Origin of the sequence: Roseinatronobacter sp. NSM (assembly GCF_052379845.1) — a bacterium.
Taxonomy (GTDB): domain Bacteria; phylum Pseudomonadota; class Alphaproteobacteria; order Rhodobacterales; family Rhodobacteraceae; genus Roseinatronobacter.
The window spans coordinates 236,447-251,966 of sequence record NZ_JBQTCF010000001.1 but is presented as its reverse complement, the minus strand read 5'-3'; the positions used below and the strand labels follow the sequence as shown (position 1 = coordinate 251,966).

14 protein-coding genes, 1 tRNA gene and 1 other RNA gene are annotated in these 15,520 nt (G+C 60.6%); 11 read left to right on the top strand and 5 right to left on the bottom strand.

Annotated features, from left to right (window positions below):
- Nucleotides 1-75: 75 nt before the first annotated feature.
- Nucleotides 76-473, bottom strand: an RNA gene (gene rnpB, locus ACTZWY_RS01165) — RNase P RNA component class A.
- Nucleotides 474-608: 135 nt separating this feature from the next.
- Between rnpB and surE the strand changes: the two genes are divergently transcribed.
- The 3 genes from surE (at nucleotide 609) to ACTZWY_RS01150 (ending at nucleotide 3,298) form a co-directional block, all read left to right on the top strand.
- Nucleotides 609-1,394 (top strand): 5'/3'-nucleotidase SurE, encoded by a 786-nt coding sequence (gene surE, locus ACTZWY_RS01160; protein WP_444788829.1) that lies wholly within the window; start codon nucleotides 609-611, stop codon nucleotides 1,392-1,394.
- Nucleotides 1,391-2,038: a protein-L-isoaspartate(D-aspartate) O-methyltransferase gene (locus ACTZWY_RS01155; protein ID WP_444788828.1), complete on the top strand. Its 648-nt coding sequence runs from the start codon at nucleotides 1,391-1,393 to the stop codon at nucleotides 2,036-2,038. The genes surE and ACTZWY_RS01155 overlap by 4 nt, the downstream gene beginning before the upstream one ends.
- Before the next feature lie 75 nt (nucleotides 2,039-2,113).
- Nucleotides 2,114-3,298: a peptidoglycan DD-metalloendopeptidase family protein gene (locus tag ACTZWY_RS01150; RefSeq protein ID WP_444788827.1), complete on the top strand. Its 1,185-nt coding sequence runs from the start codon at nucleotides 2,114-2,116 to the stop codon at nucleotides 3,296-3,298.
- Nucleotides 3,299-3,356: 58 nt separating this feature from the next.
- Here the strand turns inward: ACTZWY_RS01150 and ACTZWY_RS01145 are convergent, their stop codons facing one another.
- Entirely contained in the window at nucleotides 3,357-4,481 is a 1,125-nt protein-coding gene (locus ACTZWY_RS01145; protein WP_444788826.1) for an FAD-dependent oxidoreductase, read from the bottom strand.
- Between the two features lie 299 nt (nucleotides 4,482-4,780).
- On the opposite strand from ACTZWY_RS01145, the gene ACTZWY_RS01140 reads away from it, so the two are divergent.
- Both ACTZWY_RS01140 and ACTZWY_RS01135 read left to right on the top strand, forming a co-directional pair.
- Nucleotides 4,781-5,188 (top strand): recombinase zinc beta ribbon domain-containing protein, encoded by a 408-nt coding sequence (locus tag ACTZWY_RS01140; RefSeq protein WP_444788825.1) that lies wholly within the window; start codon nucleotides 4,781-4,783, stop codon nucleotides 5,186-5,188.
- A gap of 75 nt (nucleotides 5,189-5,263) precedes the next feature.
- A complete protein-coding gene (locus ACTZWY_RS01135) occupies nucleotides 5,264-5,668 on the top strand; it encodes a hypothetical protein (RefSeq protein ID WP_444788824.1) in 405 nt (134 codons plus the stop codon).
- On the opposite strand, the gene ACTZWY_RS01130 is transcribed toward ACTZWY_RS01135, so the two are convergent.
- Nucleotides 5,647-5,723: transfer RNA gene (locus tag ACTZWY_RS01130), tRNA-Met, on the bottom strand. The two genes, ACTZWY_RS01135 and ACTZWY_RS01130, sit on opposite strands and share 22 nt — an antisense overlap.
- A gap of 895 nt (nucleotides 5,724-6,618) precedes the next feature.
- On the opposite strand from ACTZWY_RS01130, the gene urtA reads away from it, so the two are divergent.
- From urtA to ACTZWY_RS01100, 6 genes are all read left to right on the top strand, one after another.
- The gene (gene urtA, locus ACTZWY_RS01125) at nucleotides 6,619-7,902 is read left to right on the top strand and encodes an urea ABC transporter substrate-binding protein (protein ID WP_444788823.1); all 1,284 of its coding nucleotides are present in this window, start codon (nucleotides 6,619-6,621) and stop codon (nucleotides 7,900-7,902) included.
- A gap of 82 nt (nucleotides 7,903-7,984) precedes the next feature.
- On the top strand, nucleotides 7,985-9,964 hold the full coding sequence (gene urtB, locus ACTZWY_RS01120; RefSeq protein ID WP_444788822.1) for an urea ABC transporter permease subunit UrtB: 1,980 nt from the start codon (nucleotides 7,985-7,987) through the stop codon (nucleotides 9,962-9,964).
- 4 nt (nucleotides 9,965-9,968) lie between these two features.
- On the top strand, nucleotides 9,969-11,171 hold the full coding sequence (gene urtC, locus ACTZWY_RS01115; RefSeq protein ID WP_444788821.1) for an urea ABC transporter permease subunit UrtC: 1,203 nt from the start codon (nucleotides 9,969-9,971) through the stop codon (nucleotides 11,169-11,171).
- Nucleotides 11,168-11,908: an urea ABC transporter ATP-binding protein UrtD gene (gene urtD / locus ACTZWY_RS01110; RefSeq protein ID WP_444788820.1), complete on the top strand. Its 741-nt coding sequence runs from the start codon at nucleotides 11,168-11,170 to the stop codon at nucleotides 11,906-11,908. The genes urtC and urtD overlap by 4 nt, the downstream gene beginning before the upstream one ends.
- A 3-nt stretch (nucleotides 11,909-11,911) precedes the next feature.
- On the top strand, nucleotides 11,912-12,607 hold the full coding sequence (gene urtE, locus ACTZWY_RS01105) for an urea ABC transporter ATP-binding subunit UrtE (protein WP_444788819.1): 696 nt from the start codon (nucleotides 11,912-11,914) through the stop codon (nucleotides 12,605-12,607).
- Nucleotides 12,608-12,793: 186 nt separating this feature from the next.
- The gene (locus ACTZWY_RS01100) at nucleotides 12,794-13,228 is read left to right on the top strand and encodes a c-type cytochrome (RefSeq protein ID WP_444788818.1); all 435 of its coding nucleotides are present in this window, start codon (nucleotides 12,794-12,796) and stop codon (nucleotides 13,226-13,228) included.
- Nucleotides 13,229-13,287: 59 nt separating this feature from the next.
- Here the strand turns inward: ACTZWY_RS01100 and ACTZWY_RS01095 are convergent, their stop codons facing one another.
- Together ACTZWY_RS01095 and accD are read right to left on the bottom strand one after the other, a co-directional pair.
- The gene (locus ACTZWY_RS01095; protein ID WP_444788817.1) at nucleotides 13,288-14,559 is read right to left on the bottom strand and encodes a bifunctional folylpolyglutamate synthase/dihydrofolate synthase; all 1,272 of its coding nucleotides are present in this window, start codon (nucleotides 14,557-14,559) and stop codon (nucleotides 13,288-13,290) included.
- Between the two features lie 3 nt (nucleotides 14,560-14,562).
- Entirely contained in the window at nucleotides 14,563-15,489 is a 927-nt protein-coding gene (gene accD, locus ACTZWY_RS01090; protein ID WP_444788816.1) for an acetyl-CoA carboxylase, carboxyltransferase subunit beta, read from the bottom strand.
- Nucleotides 15,490-15,520 lie beyond the last annotated feature (31 nt).

The window sequence follows — 15,520 nt, the reverse complement described above, 5'->3', positions numbered from 1 at the left end:
GCGCCCCGTGTCAACCGGATTCCCGCAATATTCCGGCACATGCCCCACCGTTTTCAAGGGCTGGTTGGAAAATTATTGTGCGGATGGTCTGTAAGCCGGGTTCTGTTCAGGGGGCATATGCCCCCCTTGATGACCATTCATCTGCCCCTGCCCTTGCGGACAGGATCTAGCTGCCAACCCGGACTTCAGGCTGAAGCGGCCCTGCGGAGATATCCTGTCGGATCATACCCGCGCGAAGTCCCTATTCGGCATTGCTCCCGGTGGGGCTTGCCGTGCCGGTCCGGTTGCCCGTCCCGCGGTGGGCTTTTACCCCACCGTTTCACCCGTGCCATGCATGCATGGCGGTCTGTTCTCTGTGGCGCTTTCCCTCGGGTTACCCCGGCCGGGCGTTACCCGGCACCGTTGCTTCATGGAGCCCGGACTTTCCTCGAACAGCGATTTGCACCCCTGCACGCGGCCATCCGACCATCCGCACATCTGCCACATAAGGAATATGGAACTGCGCCGCAACTGCTACAATCACGAAGGTATATAAATGGTTCAAGCTTCGCCCCTTGTCGCCTGCGCTGCCCTGTTCTAAGCAAGACAAATGCAAGCAAGGGGATCTTATGCGCATTCTGGTAACCAATGATGACGGGATCAATGCACCGGGATTGCAGGTTCTGGAACGGATCGCGCAAAACATCGCGGGCCCTGATGGCGAAGTCTGGGTTGTGGCGCCTGCGTTCGAGCAATCCGGCGTGGGCCATTGCATCAGCTACACCCACCCGATGATGATCGCAAAACTGGACAAGCGCCGCTACGCTGCCGAGGGGTCACCTGCGGATTGCGTGCTGGCGGGCCTGTATGACGTGCTGCAGGGGGCGCGCCCTGATCTGGTGCTGTCGGGCATCAACCGTGGCAATAATGCCGCTGAAAATGTCATGTATTCCGGCACTGTGGGCGGCGCAATGGAAGCCGCGCTTCAGGGCCTGCCCGCGATTGCGCTTTCGCAATATATGGGGCCGCTGTCCGAAGACCTGCCAAGCTTGTTCGACAGCGCTGTGGGGCATGGACAGGCCGTCATTGAACGCCTGATCAAGGACGCGCCCTGGGATCAGGGGGATTACCGGCTGTTTTACAACGTAAACTTCCCCCCTGTGGCAAGTGCTGATGTAAAGGGCCTGCGCGTCACGCCCCAAGGCTATCGTCGTGACACGTTTTTCGGCGTGAAGCCGCATATTTCCCCCTCGGGGCGGAAATTCCTGTGGGTGACCGGCGGGCCACAGCACCAGCCCACAGCGCCCGGCACAGATGCGGCTGTCAACCTTGAAGGGTATATTTCCGTAACCCCGATGCGCGCCGACCTGACAGCGCATGACGCCCTGAGTGATGTGAAAAAGGCACTTGAATGACGCAAGGTGACGATCTGGCCGAACAGCGCATGCGCTTCATCTATACCATCCGCTCACGCGGGGTGACGGATGCGCGCGTGCTGTCGGCCATGGAACGCATTGACCGGCGCGCGTTCGTCACTGGCATTTTCAGCGACCGCGCCTATGAAGATATGCCCTTGCCCATTGCCTGCGGTCAAACCATCAGCCAACCGTCAGTGGTGGCGCTGATGACCGAAGCCTTGCAGGTCAGCCCCCGCGACAAGGTGCTGGAAGTGGGCACCGGATCGGGCTATCAAGCGGCGATCTTGTCACAACTGGCGCGGCGGGTGTATACAGTCGAACGCCACCGCACCCTTGCCAAGGCGGCACAGAACGTGTTCGACCAGCTGGGATTGCCCAATATTACCAGCATGGTGTCTGACGGGTCTTATGGTTTGCCCGAACAGGCCCCGTTTGATCGCATCATCGTGACCGCGGCAGCAGAAGACCCGCCCGGCCCGCTCTTGGCGCAGTTGAAGATCGGGGGTATCATGGTTGTGCCAGTGGGCCAGTCGGACACCGTGCAAAGCCTGATACGGGTGGTCCGGCATGAAGACGGCCTTGAATATGAAGAAATGCGCGCAGTGCGTTTTGTACCCCTTCTGGAAGGTTTGGGTCACTAGTTGGAAACAGGACAGCGGCAGCCGTGGCGCAGAACCACGCACGCCATTGCGCGACATAACAGAGGTGACAGGAAAATGCATCTGAAACGCCAGATGACACTACTGAGCAGTGCAGCCCTTCTGGCACTTGCCGCATGCGAAAGTTTTGACGCGGACCTGCGCAGCCCCACAAGCGGGTTCACCACATCTGATGCGGCGCGGCAGGCAACCCCGCAGCGCCCGCGACCGGATGCGCGCGGTGTCATCTCCTATCCTGACTATCAGGTGGCCGTCGCGCGCAGTGGCGACACAGTTGCCACAGTCGCAAACCGTATCGGCATGTCCGACAGCGAACTTGCGCGGTTCAATGCGCTGACGCCTGAAACCCGACTGCGCGCGGGCGAAGTTCTGGCCCTGCCACGGGGGGCCGCCACGTCAGGAAGCGCCCCGCGCGCGGGTGACATAGAAATATCCACATTGGCCGACACCGCCATCAGCCGTGCGGAAACCGGCACGGCCCAACCCGCGCCCGCCGCCCCGCGCCCTGCCGCCACCACCCAACCTGCCGAGGCGCAGCCCACCCGCCATGTGGTGCAGCGCGGCGAAACCGCCTTCACCATTGCGCGGCTGTATAATGTCACCCCGCGCGCGCTGGCGGACTGGAACGGCCTTGACCCCGAAATGCGCGTGCGCGAAGGCCAGACATTGCTGGTTCCGGTGGGGCAACAGGCGCAGCAGGCTGCGGCCACGCCAACGCCCGCGCCTGTCACCACAACAACCCCACCGGGCAGCGCCAGCCCCGCGCCGCCACCGCCGAGCGCATCCACGCCCTTGCCCGCCGCCGTCCCTTCGGCCGAGCAGGCACAGGCCGCCGCCACAGCCGCAACCCCGCCCGCGCCCGACCTGTCGCAGGAACGCACCGAAGCATCGCGCACAACCTTTGTGATGCCGGTTGACGGGCGCATCATCCGGGCCTATGCGCCCGGCCGCAATGAAGGTATCGGCATTGCCGCAAGCGCGGGAACCAATGTTCGTGCTGCTGCTGCCGGAACAGTCGCAGCGATCACGCGCACCACGGGCAATGTCAATATCATGGTGCTTCGCCATAATGACGGGTTGCTGACGGTCTATGCAAATATTGACAACCTGAGTGTTGCAAAGGACGCGCGCGTGTCCCAAGGCCAGACCATCGGCAAAGTGGCAGCAGGCGATCCCAGCTTCTTGCATTTTGAGGTGCGACGCGGTCAGGAAAGCGTGGATCCGATGCGTTTCTTGCAGTAACCGGGGACATGCCCGAAGCGGTGCGGGAAAATACTGTGCCCCGTTGCGCACTATGCGCTTACGCCAGTCCCTTGAATTGCTGCATGAATTTTGCATCTATGCCGTCCTTCAGGCGCCACAGCCACCGCCCTTCAAGGGGAAGCCCCCATTTATCCGCCAGCGCGGTCTTGTCACCAAGCGATACCAGCTTCAGGTAATCGCGCTGCGGCTGATAGGCGCGCCACGCCCCCCCGCCTGTTGCGGCATGCAGATTGGCCAACAGGAAAGGCGCCTGACGCACAGCGAAAACACCCGCTTTCGGCCGCGGCGCATGGGTCATATGGGCACAATCCCCCACTGCGAATACCCGCGGATCGGACAGGGCGCGCAAATGAGCATCCACCTTGATGAACCCGCGCTCAAGCTCAAGGCCGGTCCCCTGCAGCCAGTCCTGCGGGCGCGTTCCCGCAACCCCCACCACGAAGGACGCGGGTATGGTGCGCCCGTCCGCGCAATGCAAGTGATCTGCATCTAGGGCTGTCACTTGGGTATGTTCCAAAATCTCGACCCCGAAACGCGCAAGATGCGACAGCAGGCGTCTGCGGGCAAAGCGCCCGATATTTGGCAAGGCCCGCCCGCGATCGATAAGGCGCAACACCGGCGCATGCGCCCGCAGCCTGAAAGCCATCGCCAAGGCCAGCTCCACCCCCGCGACCCCAGCCCCCAGCACCGCCACTTCAGGGCGCAACGCGCCGCCCTCAACCTTGGTCAGCCAATCCTGCCAGCGCCGGGCATAGGCCCCCAACGGTTTGGCCGATACCGCATGTTCGGCATAGCCCGGCAACGCGGGCAGGTCCGAGGTGATGCCGATATCCACCGAAACGAAATCAAAGCGCAGGTCCTCAAATCCCGCCCCCCCCACAATGCCCGCGCCCCGCGCCAGCCTGTCCGCCTTGCCCAGCACCAGCCGCCCGCCGGCCCGCGCGATCAGGCGTTCCAGATCAATATCCAGATCCTCGCGCGTATAATGACCCGCAATAAAGCCCGGCAGCATTCCGGTATAGGGCGCCTTGGGTGAGGGTGTGATCAAGGTGACAGCGGTGTTCCGCAGGGGCCGTTGCGCCAGGTGATGCAACAGCAGCGCATGGGTATGTCCACCGCCAATCAAGACAAGCTCTTTGGGTTTGGGGTCAGTGTTGGTCATCACGCTCCGCCTGTCCAAGGTGTCGGACCACCAATATTCCCCCTGTCCACCAGACTCGAGGCCAAAGAGAACGATTTGCACACCGCCCCGATCACGTTTCGTCCAACACCTGCCTGTGGAACAGGCTTTGGTATGACGGCGAAGCATAAGGTGATCAAGAAGCGCGGCGGTCATTTTCGCGTCACCAAAGACGGTTGCCCATTCGCTGACGCTCTGATCGGTGGACCTGATGACGCTGGTGCCCGGATGGGGCTTCCTGAGAAAATGAACCTGAACCGTCCCCCGTCAAACCGGGTGAGATGCGGATTCTGGATCACGAATCGGACGTCATCTGTCGAATCTTCAAGGCACATCTCGCAGGAAGGACCGCTCGGGAAATTGCCAACGGCTTGAATGAGGACGGAGTCATTGCACCACGCGGTGGCTCTTGGGACGCCTCAACGATCAACGGGAACAAGGCACACAGCCACGGAAGGCGCGGCCGCACCCCAAAACGCCCGTTTTCCGGTCTGCTTCGTTGCGGCAAGTGTGGCGGTGGCATGTCTATCCATGACCGTTCGGGGTCCGCGATCCGGATCAGGTGCTCCACTGCCCGCGAAAGCGGGTCATGCGACAATGACAAGCGGTATCGGTTGGACAAGATCGAGCATGCCGTCCTGGCAAAGCTGAAGGCGGAACTGGCTGATCCGATCTATGTGAAGGAATAGCTCAAAGCCTATTATGACGAGCGCAGCGCCCTGATCCGAGCAACACAGCGCAATCGATCCAGCATCGAGAAGGAGTTGACCGAGACACAGGGGCGCCTCGCACGGCTTGTTGACCTTTACACACGTGGGGTGATCGACGGCCCTTCCGCAAAAAAGGACATCGCGGAGGCAACTGCCAAAAGAAAAGCTCTCGAAGCCCGACTCGCGGCACAGGAAGAGCCCGAAGTGGTCGAACTTCACCCCGCCACTTTGGAGCGGTATTTCGAGACGATCGACACCCTTATTTGGAAGCTAACCGACTTGAACCCCCAATTTGACCGCGAGCTGGTCGAAACGCTTCACAAGATCATCGCGAGGATCACTGTTTTTCCTGCGACAGATCATGGGGTTACCATCGAGGTGACAGGGTGGCTACAGTCCCTGATCGGGGTCGTGCCGGGCCATGCGGGGGGGAGTGATGGTAGCGGAGGAGGGACTTGAACCCCCGACACGCGGATTATGATTCCGCTGCTCTAACCAACTGAGCTACTCCGCCAAACTGCGCTTGCGTTTAGAACAGTGCGGAATCAGCGTCAAGGGCTTGATGACATCCTCGGGATGGATATTTCACTAATCTTGCCTGTTTCAAAACCATGGGCGCATTTTCATGTCCACGCAAGACGATCTGCGGCGCGTCGAGGGCGCGCGATCAGCGCTCATAAAGTGGCCCTGCCGGTGAATTCCTTCGCATCTTGGCCAGAACATGTCGCGTTCATTCGCATTTGCGCCATACAATCTAACCTATTGATTTCGCGTGTTCTAGAAGCTCAAAACCGACTTCCAGTTTTGTGCGACATGCTTTAAATCTCCCTGCTGCGCGCAGCACAGCAAAGGCACACTCAACGGCCCTTTTGCTGCCCGACACGCATCAGAAAAATCGCGCGCCAATCCTTTGCCAACCCGGACATAGGGGCAGCGGGTGGCGCTTGCTGTGGCGTGCTTGCGGCACTGTGGCTTCATCTTGCAAAAAATACTCAAAAATACATCGATCACGGCCTGACAAGCGCGGGCGCGCCGAATCCTGAACATGTTGCCTATTTTACGGGCGCCGGGGCCTTGGCTTTCGACCCGGTTTTGACAGCGTTGCGCTGCAATGCAGCATAATTTTTAACCACTACCGCCCAAAGCTGCCCATTTTCAAGGCACATATACAGACCAAGGGCAGATGCGCCCCTAACCAGGTGCCCCGAAATTGCATCAGGCCCATGTGCGTTCCAGAACATACAGGCTGGTTTGCCAATCAGCGTCAAACATGTCCAACGGCCTGATCCTGGCAGACCTTACCGTTGGACATGGCAACAAGAATGCTGCTCTGACGGATATGGGATCTTGATGAAAATATACAAGCCAATCCGCCAGTCGCATAAGATCATCAAAGGAGAATGTGTCTTATGACAACCAAAACCCTGCTCGCTTCTGCTGCCGCATCCGCGCTGATTGTCGCGTCCGGTCCGGCACTGGCCGACTGCCCGATCAAGGTCGGTGTGCTGCATTCATTGTCTGGCAGCATGGCGATTTCAGAAACCACGCTGCGCGATGTCATGCTGATGCTGGTTGAACAGCAAAACGCCGCCGGCGGCCTGCTGGGCTGCGAAATTGAAGCCATCGTGGTTGACCCCGCATCGGATTGGCCGCTTTTTGCGGAACGCGCCCGCGAATTGCTTACTGTCAACGAAGTTGACGTGATGTTCGGCGCATGGACATCTGTTAGCCGCAAGGCCGTGTTGCCGGTTCTGGAAGAACTCAATGGGCTGATGTTCTATCCCGTCCAGTATGAAGGGCAGGAAAGTTCGCGCAACGTGTTCTACACAGGTGCGGCCCCCAACCAGCAAGCTATTCCGGCAGTTGATTATTTCCTTGAAGAACTTGGTGTTGAAAGCTTCGCGCTGCTGGGCACCGATTATGTCTATCCCCGCACCACCAACGCCATTCTTGAATCCTATCTGTTGTCCAAGGGTATTGCCGCAGAAGATATCTTTGTGAACTACACGCCCTTTGGTCATTCTGACTGGTCCACAATCGTGTCCGATGTCGTGGCCCTTGGTGCAGGTGGCAAACAGGTCGGCGTGATTTCCACCATCAACGGCGATGCGAATATCGGCTTTTACACCGAACTGGCCGCGCAGGGCGTCAGCGCTGATGACATTCCCGTGGTTGCCTTTTCCGTAGGCGAGGAAGAGCTTTCCGGCCTGGACACATCGCGCCTTGTGGGCCATCTGGCCGCGTGGAACTACTTCATGTCCGCAGACACGCCCGAAAATGAAGCCTTCATTGCCGCCTGGCATGAGTTTATCGGCGACACCAACCGCGTGACCAATGACCCGATGGAAGCGCATTACATCGGCTTCAACATGTGGGTGAACGCGGTCGAGGCGGCTGGCACCACGGATGTGGACGCTGTGCGCGAAGCCATGTGGGGGCAGGAATTTCCAAACCTGACCGGCGGCACGGCCGTCATGCTGCCCAACCACCATCTGGCCAAGCCCGTGCTGATCGGCGAAATTCGTGCCGACGGGCAGTTTGACATCATCAGCCAGACAGGCGAAGTCGAGGGCGCTGCCTGGACCCCCTATCTGGACGAAAGCGCAACCCTTGTCAGTGACTGGCAGGAATTGGGCTGCGGTATGTTCGATACGGCCACAGAAACCTGTGTTCAGTTGACCTCGAACTACTAAGACGATGGCGGGATGCAGGCTTGCGCGCCTGCATCCCGTTCCCCTGTTTCACGCCCTGCCCGAAGATATGAAAGCCCCTGCCATGTTGCGACGTCTTCGCCGCGTGCCTTTATGCGCGTGTCTGATCGCCCTTTGCCTGTTCATTCCCCAAATGGCCGCCCAAGCCCAAACCGCCACCGCAACGCCCTTGCAGGATGTGCTGCAAACGGTTCAGTCGCAGGTGGCCAACCCATCGCGTGGGACTGTGCCGGATGTGCTGTCAGCGCTGCTGGCGCGCGATGCGCCGGGCACGGTGGAATTTCTGCTGGCATGGCAGGATCGCGGCGTGGTGGAACGCCCCGAAGACGGGTTGTTCTTCTTCGCCAATGACACTGACGGCATGGTGGAACTGGTCGATATTGATACAGGCGCGGTCATCGCGCAGGTGGGCACCCGCGATGTGAACCAGATCCGGCCCAATGCGGGCGTGCGGCGTGAAATCAACGCAGCCCTAGTGCAGTTCGAATTGATGAACCCCGATCCCGCCCGGCGTATCGCGGCACTGGAATCGGCCACCAGAAGCCCCGATCCTGAACAGATACCGGCGCTGGAACTGGCGCTTGCGTCGGAAACCGACGCGGGCATTGCCGCGCGTATGGAACGCCTGCTGGACCTGCTGAATGCGCGTTTTGCCACGGACACCGCGACCCGCGTTGATGCCATTGACGGGCTGCGCGGCGACATCAGCACCGAAGCGCGGCGCGTCCTGAACCAGCTTTTGCAAACCCGCAGCGATTTCGCCCCATCCCTGCCCGAGGACGCCAATATCGCGCGCATCCGCACGCCGGGCGAAGATATGGACCTGCATGCCGCCTATGCCACGCTGTCTGATGCGGGGTTATTCCCGCCACGACCGGGGCGCAACGCCATCCGCGATGCGCTGCGCGCCAATGTGGTGAATGGCAGCGTGGGCGGCGTGCCGGTTCACCAACTTGACACGGATGAGGCCCGCCGCATCGCCTACCGCGCCTTGCAGGATGCGGGCACTGTGCCGCCCTTGGTCACACAGGCCGATATGGAAGCGGCTGTGGCGCAATATGTCTTTTTTGACGCCTATCTGGAACCGGATGCCGCAGTGACAGATGCCGCGCGCGCAGCGCTGGACAGCACACGCACACGCATCGGGGCGTTTCAGGCGCTTAGCCTGTCGCTGGATGCGCTGTCGCTGGCGTCAATCTTCTTTCTGGCGGCCATCGGGCTGGCCATCACCTTCGGGGTGATGCGCGTCATCAACATGGCGCATGGCGAGTTTATCATGATGGGGGCCTATACCGGCTATGTGGTGCAAACCCTGATCCCTGACTACACTGTGTCGCTGGTGGTGGCCTTGCCGCTGGCATTTGGCGTGACATTCGCGGCAGGGGTGGCGATGGAACGTCTGGTCATTCGCCATCTGTATACCCGCCCGCTGGAAACGCTGCTGGCCACATTCGGCATTTCCATCGCGCTGCAACAACTGGCCAAGAACATCTTTGGCACCCAAGCCCGCCCCCTGACCGCGCCCGACTGGCTGGCGGGCTCGCTGGCGCTGAATGACCTTGTCAGCATCAGCACGCTTCGGGTGGGCATATTCTTCATGGCGCTGGCGTTTTTGCTGCTGTTGCTGTTCATCCTGAACCGCACAAGGCTGGGTCTGGAAGTGCGCGCCGTGACACAAAACCCCGGCATGGCGGCCAGCATGGGCATCAACCCTGACCGCATCAATATGCTGACCTTCGGCCTTGGGTCGGGGATTGCCGGTGTCGCGGGCGTGGCAATCGGCATGTATGCGCAGGTCACATCGGAGATGGGCGCAAATTACATCGTGCAAAGCTTCATGACCGTGGTTGTGGGCGGTGTGGGGTCAGTGTTTGGCACCCTGGCGGGCGCGGGCCTGATTGGCGCACTGCAAAAGGGGATTGAATGGTTCAACCCCACCAACACGCTGGCCGCACAGACCTATATGGTGCTGTTCATCATCTTGTTTATTCAATTCCGGCCAAAGGGCATTGTCGCCCTGAAGGGCCGCGCGGCAGGGGATTAAGGCCATGGTTTCCACCACTCAACCCGATACCGCCCGCCCGGCCCGCCGCGGCCTGCTGCGCGACAACCCCTCTGTGCTGTGGTTCATGGGGCTTTTGGGGCTGTTCACCCTTGGCGTCAGCATCCTGTCCGAGGGGATGGGAATTGGCCTGCTGTCCACATCCATGGTCAAGATTTTGGGCATGACGCTGTGCCTGTGCCTGATTGCCATCTGCATGGATGTGGTCTGGGGCTATTGCGGGATTCTAAGCCTTGGGCATTTCGCCTTTTTCGGGCTTGGGGGCTATGCCATCGGCATGTGGCTGATGTATGCGCGCACTGAAATCGTCATTCGTGACAGTCTGGCAGGCGGCACCATCCCGCCCACAGAACTGGAGGTGACAGACGCCGTGACCGCCCAGATTTTCGGGGTGGTCGGCAGTTCCGAATTGCCCCTGATCTGGACATTCGCCGGATCGCTGCCCATTCAGCTGGCCATGGTGGTTCTGGTGCCGGGGATGCTGGCGCTGGTGTTTGGCTGGCTGGCGTTTCGCAGCCGTGTGACGGGGGTTTACCTGTCGATCCTGACCCAGGCCATGACACTGGCGCTGTCACTGTATCTGTTTCAGAATGACACGGGCCTGCGCGGCAATAACGGGCTGTCGGGGCTGCAAAACATTCCCGGTGCGCTGGATGTGCCGCAATCGGTGCTGTCGGTGTGGTTTTTCTGGGCGTCGGCCTTTGCGCTGGGGGCGGGATATGTGCTGTTTGCCTGGGTCGTGTCGGGCAAGTTCGGGTCTGTAATCAAGGCCATCCGCGACAATGAAACCCGCGTGCGCTTTCTTGGCTATAATGTCGAAGGGTATAAGCTGTTCGTCTTTACCCTGACCGCCGTGGTGTCGGGAATTGCGGGGGCGCTGTATTACCCGCAGGCGGGCATCATCAACCCCGCTGAAATCGCGCCCATTGCGTCCATCTATCTGGCGGTGTGGGTGGCGATTGGCGGGCGGGGGCGGCTTTATGGGGCCGTGATCGGGGCGGCCACTGTGTCGCTGATGTCAAGCTGGCTGACAGGGGGCGGCGCGCCCAACATCAATTTTGGCAGTTACAGGTTCTTGTGGACGGATTGGTGGCTTGTGGTTCTGGGCCTGGGGTTTGTGGCGGTCACGCTGTTCTTTCCCAAAGGTATCGGCGGGTTGTTCGACTATCTGGTAAGGAAAAAGCCATGACAACGCTTCTGGAAGTGTCGGGCGTGTCGGTCACATTTGACGGGTTCCGCGCCATCAACAACCTGTCCATCGCTATTGGAGAGCCGGAATTGCGCGCCGTGATCGGCCCCAATGGCGCCGGTAAAACCACCTTCATGGATATTGTCACTGGCAAGACCCGCCCCGATAGCGGGTCAGTGCGCTGGGGTGAACGGCAGGTCGATTTACTGAAACTGTCCGAAAGCCAGATTGCAAAAGCCGGGATCGGGCGCAAGTTTCAGAAACCCACCGTGTTTGAAGAACAAAGCGTGCGCGACAATCTGGCCATGGCGCTGGCCAACAAGCGCGGGCCGTTTTCTGTGCTGGTGTGGCAGGTCACCGCACCGGACGCCGCGCGCATTCTGGAACTGGCAACGGAAATCGGCCTGCAAGACCGGCTGGACGACCGCGCCGGTGACCTGAGCCATGGGCAGAAGCAATGGCTGGAAATCGGCATGTTGCTGGCACAGGACCCGCGCCTGTTGCTGGTAGATGAACCTGCCGCTGGCATGACGCCTGCGGAACGCGAACACACAACCGACCTGTTGAAACGCGCGGCAACAACGCGCGCAGTGATGGTTATTGAACATGATATGGAGTTCATCCGCAGGCTGGAATGCCGTGTCACCGTCCTGCACGAAGGGTCGGTTCTGGCCGAAGGCAGTCTGGACCATGTAACCAAGAACCAGCAGGTGATCGATGTCTATCTGGGGCGCTAGAGCATGTTGAACGTTGACAATCTGACCCTGCATTACGGGGCGTCGCAAATCCTGTGGGGGGTGTCGCTGGCCGCGCGTGTGGGGGCTGTCACTGCCGTGATGGGCACCAATGGCGTGGGCAAAACCAGCCTGTTGCGCGCGATTGCAGGGCGTCACCCCTATTCGGGGGGCACCCTTACGCTGGACGGGCAGGACCTGCAGCACCCGACAGCAGCGCAGGCGGCGCAGGCGGGCATCGCCTATGTGCCCCAGGGAAGGGAGATTTTCCCCCTGCTTAGTGTGACGGAAAACCTGCAAACCGGGTTCGCCTGTCTGCCGAAATCCCAGCACCGTATCCCGGACCGGATTTATGAGCTGTTTCCCGTATTGCAGCAGATGAAGGACCGCCGCGGCGGCGACCTGTCAGGGGGCCAGCAACAACAACTGGCCATCGCGCGCGCCCTGATTGCGCAGCCCAAGGTATTGTTGCTGGACGAACCCACCGAAGGCATCCAGCCCAATATCATCAAGCAGATCGGCAAGGTCATCGAATTGCTGCGCGATGAGGGGGAAATTGCCATTGTGCTGGTCGAACAGTATTTCGATTTCGCCTATGGTCTGGCAGATGAATTCTGCGTTCTGAACCGTGGCGAAGTGGTCCTGTCGCGCCCGGCAAATCAGGTCACGAAGGACGAAATTCTTGAACGCGTCTCCATATAGGCCCGACGCAGCCCTGCCCCAACGGGGGTAGGTAAAATCGTCGCAGGGGCCAGAATGGCGCGCAACCTGTCTGTAAGTTGACTTGCGCCAGCGGTTTGTGCCGCTACACTGCACCTATTCCCGCGAGTCAGCGGGGTTTAAGTATGCTGTCAGGCAGCGGGTCCCCCGCACCCAAAGGAGAGAAACATGTTGAAGCTGAAAATTGCCGCCTTCGCGGCGCTGTTCGCCCTACCAGTCGCCGCGCAGGCCGAACCCACAGGGGACGCCGCCGCAGGCGAGCAGAACTTCCGCCAATGCGCAAGCTGCCACGGGATCGCGTCGCCGGATGGCGAAGTTATCCAGCGCCTTGCGCCGACTGGCCCCAACCTGTGGGGTGTGGCAGGGCGTCAGGCCGGCTCTTATGAAGGGTATGAACGGTTTTCCAGCGCCATGCAGGCGGCAGGGTCGGAACATGGCGTCGTCTGGGACGAGGCAAGCTTCGTGGCCTATGTCAATGATCCCATCGGCTATTTGCGCGGAGTCACAGGTGATGCGCGCGCGCGCGGCAACATGAACCACCGCCTGCGCGGGTCTGCCGAAGATATCTATGCCTATCTGGCGCAATTTGGCGCGGACGAATAAATCTGACTGGTTTTCAGGTATCGGGGGCCAGCGATGGCCCCCGTTTTCATTTGTGCCGGTCAGCCATTCTCGCGCAGAATATGCCCCGCCAGATACAGTGACCCGCAGATCAGCACCTGCGCCTGTGGGTCCTGTGCTGCGATATCGGCCAGCGCAGCCGCCACGCTTGGGGCCTGTTGCGCCTCAATACCGGCCTGTTGCGCGGCATTGGCGGTGTCTTGTGCGGACAGGGTCGCGGCCTCTCCGGGGATGGACACCGCATACAGGCGCTGTGTCACCCCCGCCAGCGGCTGCATGAACCCGCCCACATCCTTGGTGTTCAGCATGCCGCAAATCATCCACAGCTTGCCCAGTTTCATTTGCGCCAGTGTGGCCGCAATCGCGTGACCTGCGGCCGGATTATGCCCGCCATCCAGCCATAGCCGCCCCTGCGGCAGCGCATCCACCAACGGACCATGGCGCAGGCGCTGCATGCGCGCGGGCCATTGCGCGCGGGTGACTGCCGCTTCGGCCCCTGCCCCATGCCCCAGCGCGCGCAGCGCGGCCAGCGCCACGCCCGCATTCTGCACCTGATGCGGCCCGGCCAGATTGGGCAAGGGCAGGTCCAGCAGGCCCGTATCATCCTGATAGACCAGACGCCCGCCTTCGGTGGTGACATGCCAGTGCTGGCCCTGCACCAGCAAGGGCGCGCCAAGGCGCACGGCGCGCGCTTCAATCACGTCCAGCGCAGCATCTTCCTGCGCGGCCACCACGCACGGCACACCGCGCTTGATGATGCCCGCCTTCTCGCCTGCGATTTCGGCCAGCGTTTCGCCCAGGTATTGCTGATGATCCAGACTGACAGGGGTAATCACTGTCAGGGCGGGGCGGTCCACAACATTGGTCGCATCCAACCGCCCGCCAAGCCCCACTTCCAGCAGCGTATAATCCGCAGGCGCACGCGCGAAGGCCAGAAGCGCGGCACAGGTGGTAATTTCAAAGTAAGTGATTGCATCCGTGCCATTGGCGCGCAGGCATTCATCCAGCAGGTCTGACAGCGCGGGTTCGGAAATCAATTCCCCCGACAGCCGGATACGTTCATGAAACCGCGCCAGATGCGGGCTGGTATAGGCATGTACGCGGCACCCTGCCCCTTCCAGTCCGGCGCGGATCATGGCTTGGGTGCTGCCCTTGCCATTGGTGCCCGCAATATGGATAACGGGCGGCAAGCGGCTTTCAGGATGGTCCAGCGCCGCCAGCAGACGCCAGACACGGTCCAGCGTCAGATCAATGATTTTTGGGTGAAACGCCATCATGCGCGCCAAAAGCACGTCAGACCCTGCGCCTGCCATGGATCAGCGCCCCTGGTCTTCGGGCAAGGCGGGGGCACCCGCTACAGGGTCAGGCGCGGGCAGATCGCCATATACAACAGGGGTTTGCCCTGTCAGCATACGCAGCACTGTCGCAATCTCGGATCGCAAGTCCTTGCGCGGGGTCACGCGGTCCAGCATGCCATGGTCGCGCAAATACTCCGCGCGCTGGAACCCTTCGGGCAGGGTTTCGCGGATGGTCTGTTCAATCACCCGCGGCCCGGCAAAGCAGATCAGCGCATTGGGTTCGGCAAACTGCACATCCCCCAACATGGCATAACTGGCCGTCACGCCCCCTGTGGTGGGATGGGTCAGCACCACGATATAAGGCAGGCCCGCTTCGCGCAGCATATCCACCGCCACTGTCGTGCGGGGCATTTGCATCAGCGACAGGATACCTTCTTGCATTCGCGCGCCACCTGCGGCCGAAAACAGCACCAGCGGCAATTTATGCGCAATCGCATGTTCCGCGCCTGCAATGATGGAATTGCCCACATACATGCCCATGGACCCGCCCATGAAGCCGAAATCCTGCGCCACAGCCACCAGACGGGTGCGCAGCACCTGCCCTTCGGCCACCAGCATGGCTTCTTTTTCGCCAGTGGTTTTCTGCGCAGCCTTCATGCGGTCGGGGTATTTTTTCTGGTCGCGGAAATGCAGCGGGTCCGCAATGGGCTGGGGCACGGCAATTTCGCTAAACAACCCGCCATCGAAAAAATTGCTGAACCGTTCGCGCGGCGAAATCGGCATATGATGGTCGCAAGCAGTGCAAACCTGTTGGTTCAGCGTCAGTTCCCGATGAAACAGCATGGTGCCGCATTCGGGGCATTTGACCCATAAGTTTTCCGGCATCTCTCGGCGTGAGAACAGCGAGTTGATGGTGGGGCGAACGTAATTTGTAATCCAGTTCATCGAAGCATCCTGCAGGGCGTCTGGCCTGAGA

Bases quoted from the DNA above. Each gene is read 5' to 3' on its own strand.
- surE (WP_444788829.1), top strand. From the start codon at position 609: ATGCGCATTCTGGTAACCAATGATGACGGGATCAATGCACCGGGATTG.
- ACTZWY_RS01155 (WP_444788828.1), top strand. From the start codon at position 1,391: ATGACGCAAGGTGACGATCTGGCCGAACAGCGCATGCGCTTCATCTAT.
- ACTZWY_RS01150 (WP_444788827.1), top strand. From the start codon at position 2,114: ATGCATCTGAAACGCCAGATGACACTACTGAGCAGTGCAGCCCTTCTG.
- ACTZWY_RS01145 (WP_444788826.1), bottom strand. From the start codon at position 4,481: ATGACCAACACTGACCCCAAACCCAAAGAGCTTGTCTTGATTGGCGGT.
- ACTZWY_RS01140 (WP_444788825.1), top strand. From the start codon at position 4,781: ATGCGGATTCTGGATCACGAATCGGACGTCATCTGTCGAATCTTCAAG.
- urtA (WP_444788823.1), top strand. From the start codon at position 6,619: ATGACAACCAAAACCCTGCTCGCTTCTGCTGCCGCATCCGCGCTGATT.
- urtB (WP_444788822.1), top strand. From the start codon at position 7,985: ATGTTGCGACGTCTTCGCCGCGTGCCTTTATGCGCGTGTCTGATCGCC.
- urtC (WP_444788821.1), top strand. From the start codon at position 9,969: ATGGTTTCCACCACTCAACCCGATACCGCCCGCCCGGCCCGCCGCGGC.
- urtD (WP_444788820.1), top strand. From the start codon at position 11,168: ATGACAACGCTTCTGGAAGTGTCGGGCGTGTCGGTCACATTTGACGGG.
- urtE (WP_444788819.1), top strand. From the start codon at position 11,912: ATGTTGAACGTTGACAATCTGACCCTGCATTACGGGGCGTCGCAAATC.
- ACTZWY_RS01100 (WP_444788818.1), top strand. From the start codon at position 12,794: ATGTTGAAGCTGAAAATTGCCGCCTTCGCGGCGCTGTTCGCCCTACCA.
- ACTZWY_RS01095 (WP_444788817.1), bottom strand. From the start codon at position 14,559: ATGGCAGGCGCAGGGTCTGACGTGCTTTTGGCGCGCATGATGGCGTTT.
- accD (WP_444788816.1), bottom strand. From the start codon at position 15,489: ATGAACTGGATTACAAATTACGTTCGCCCCACCATCAACTCGCTGTTC.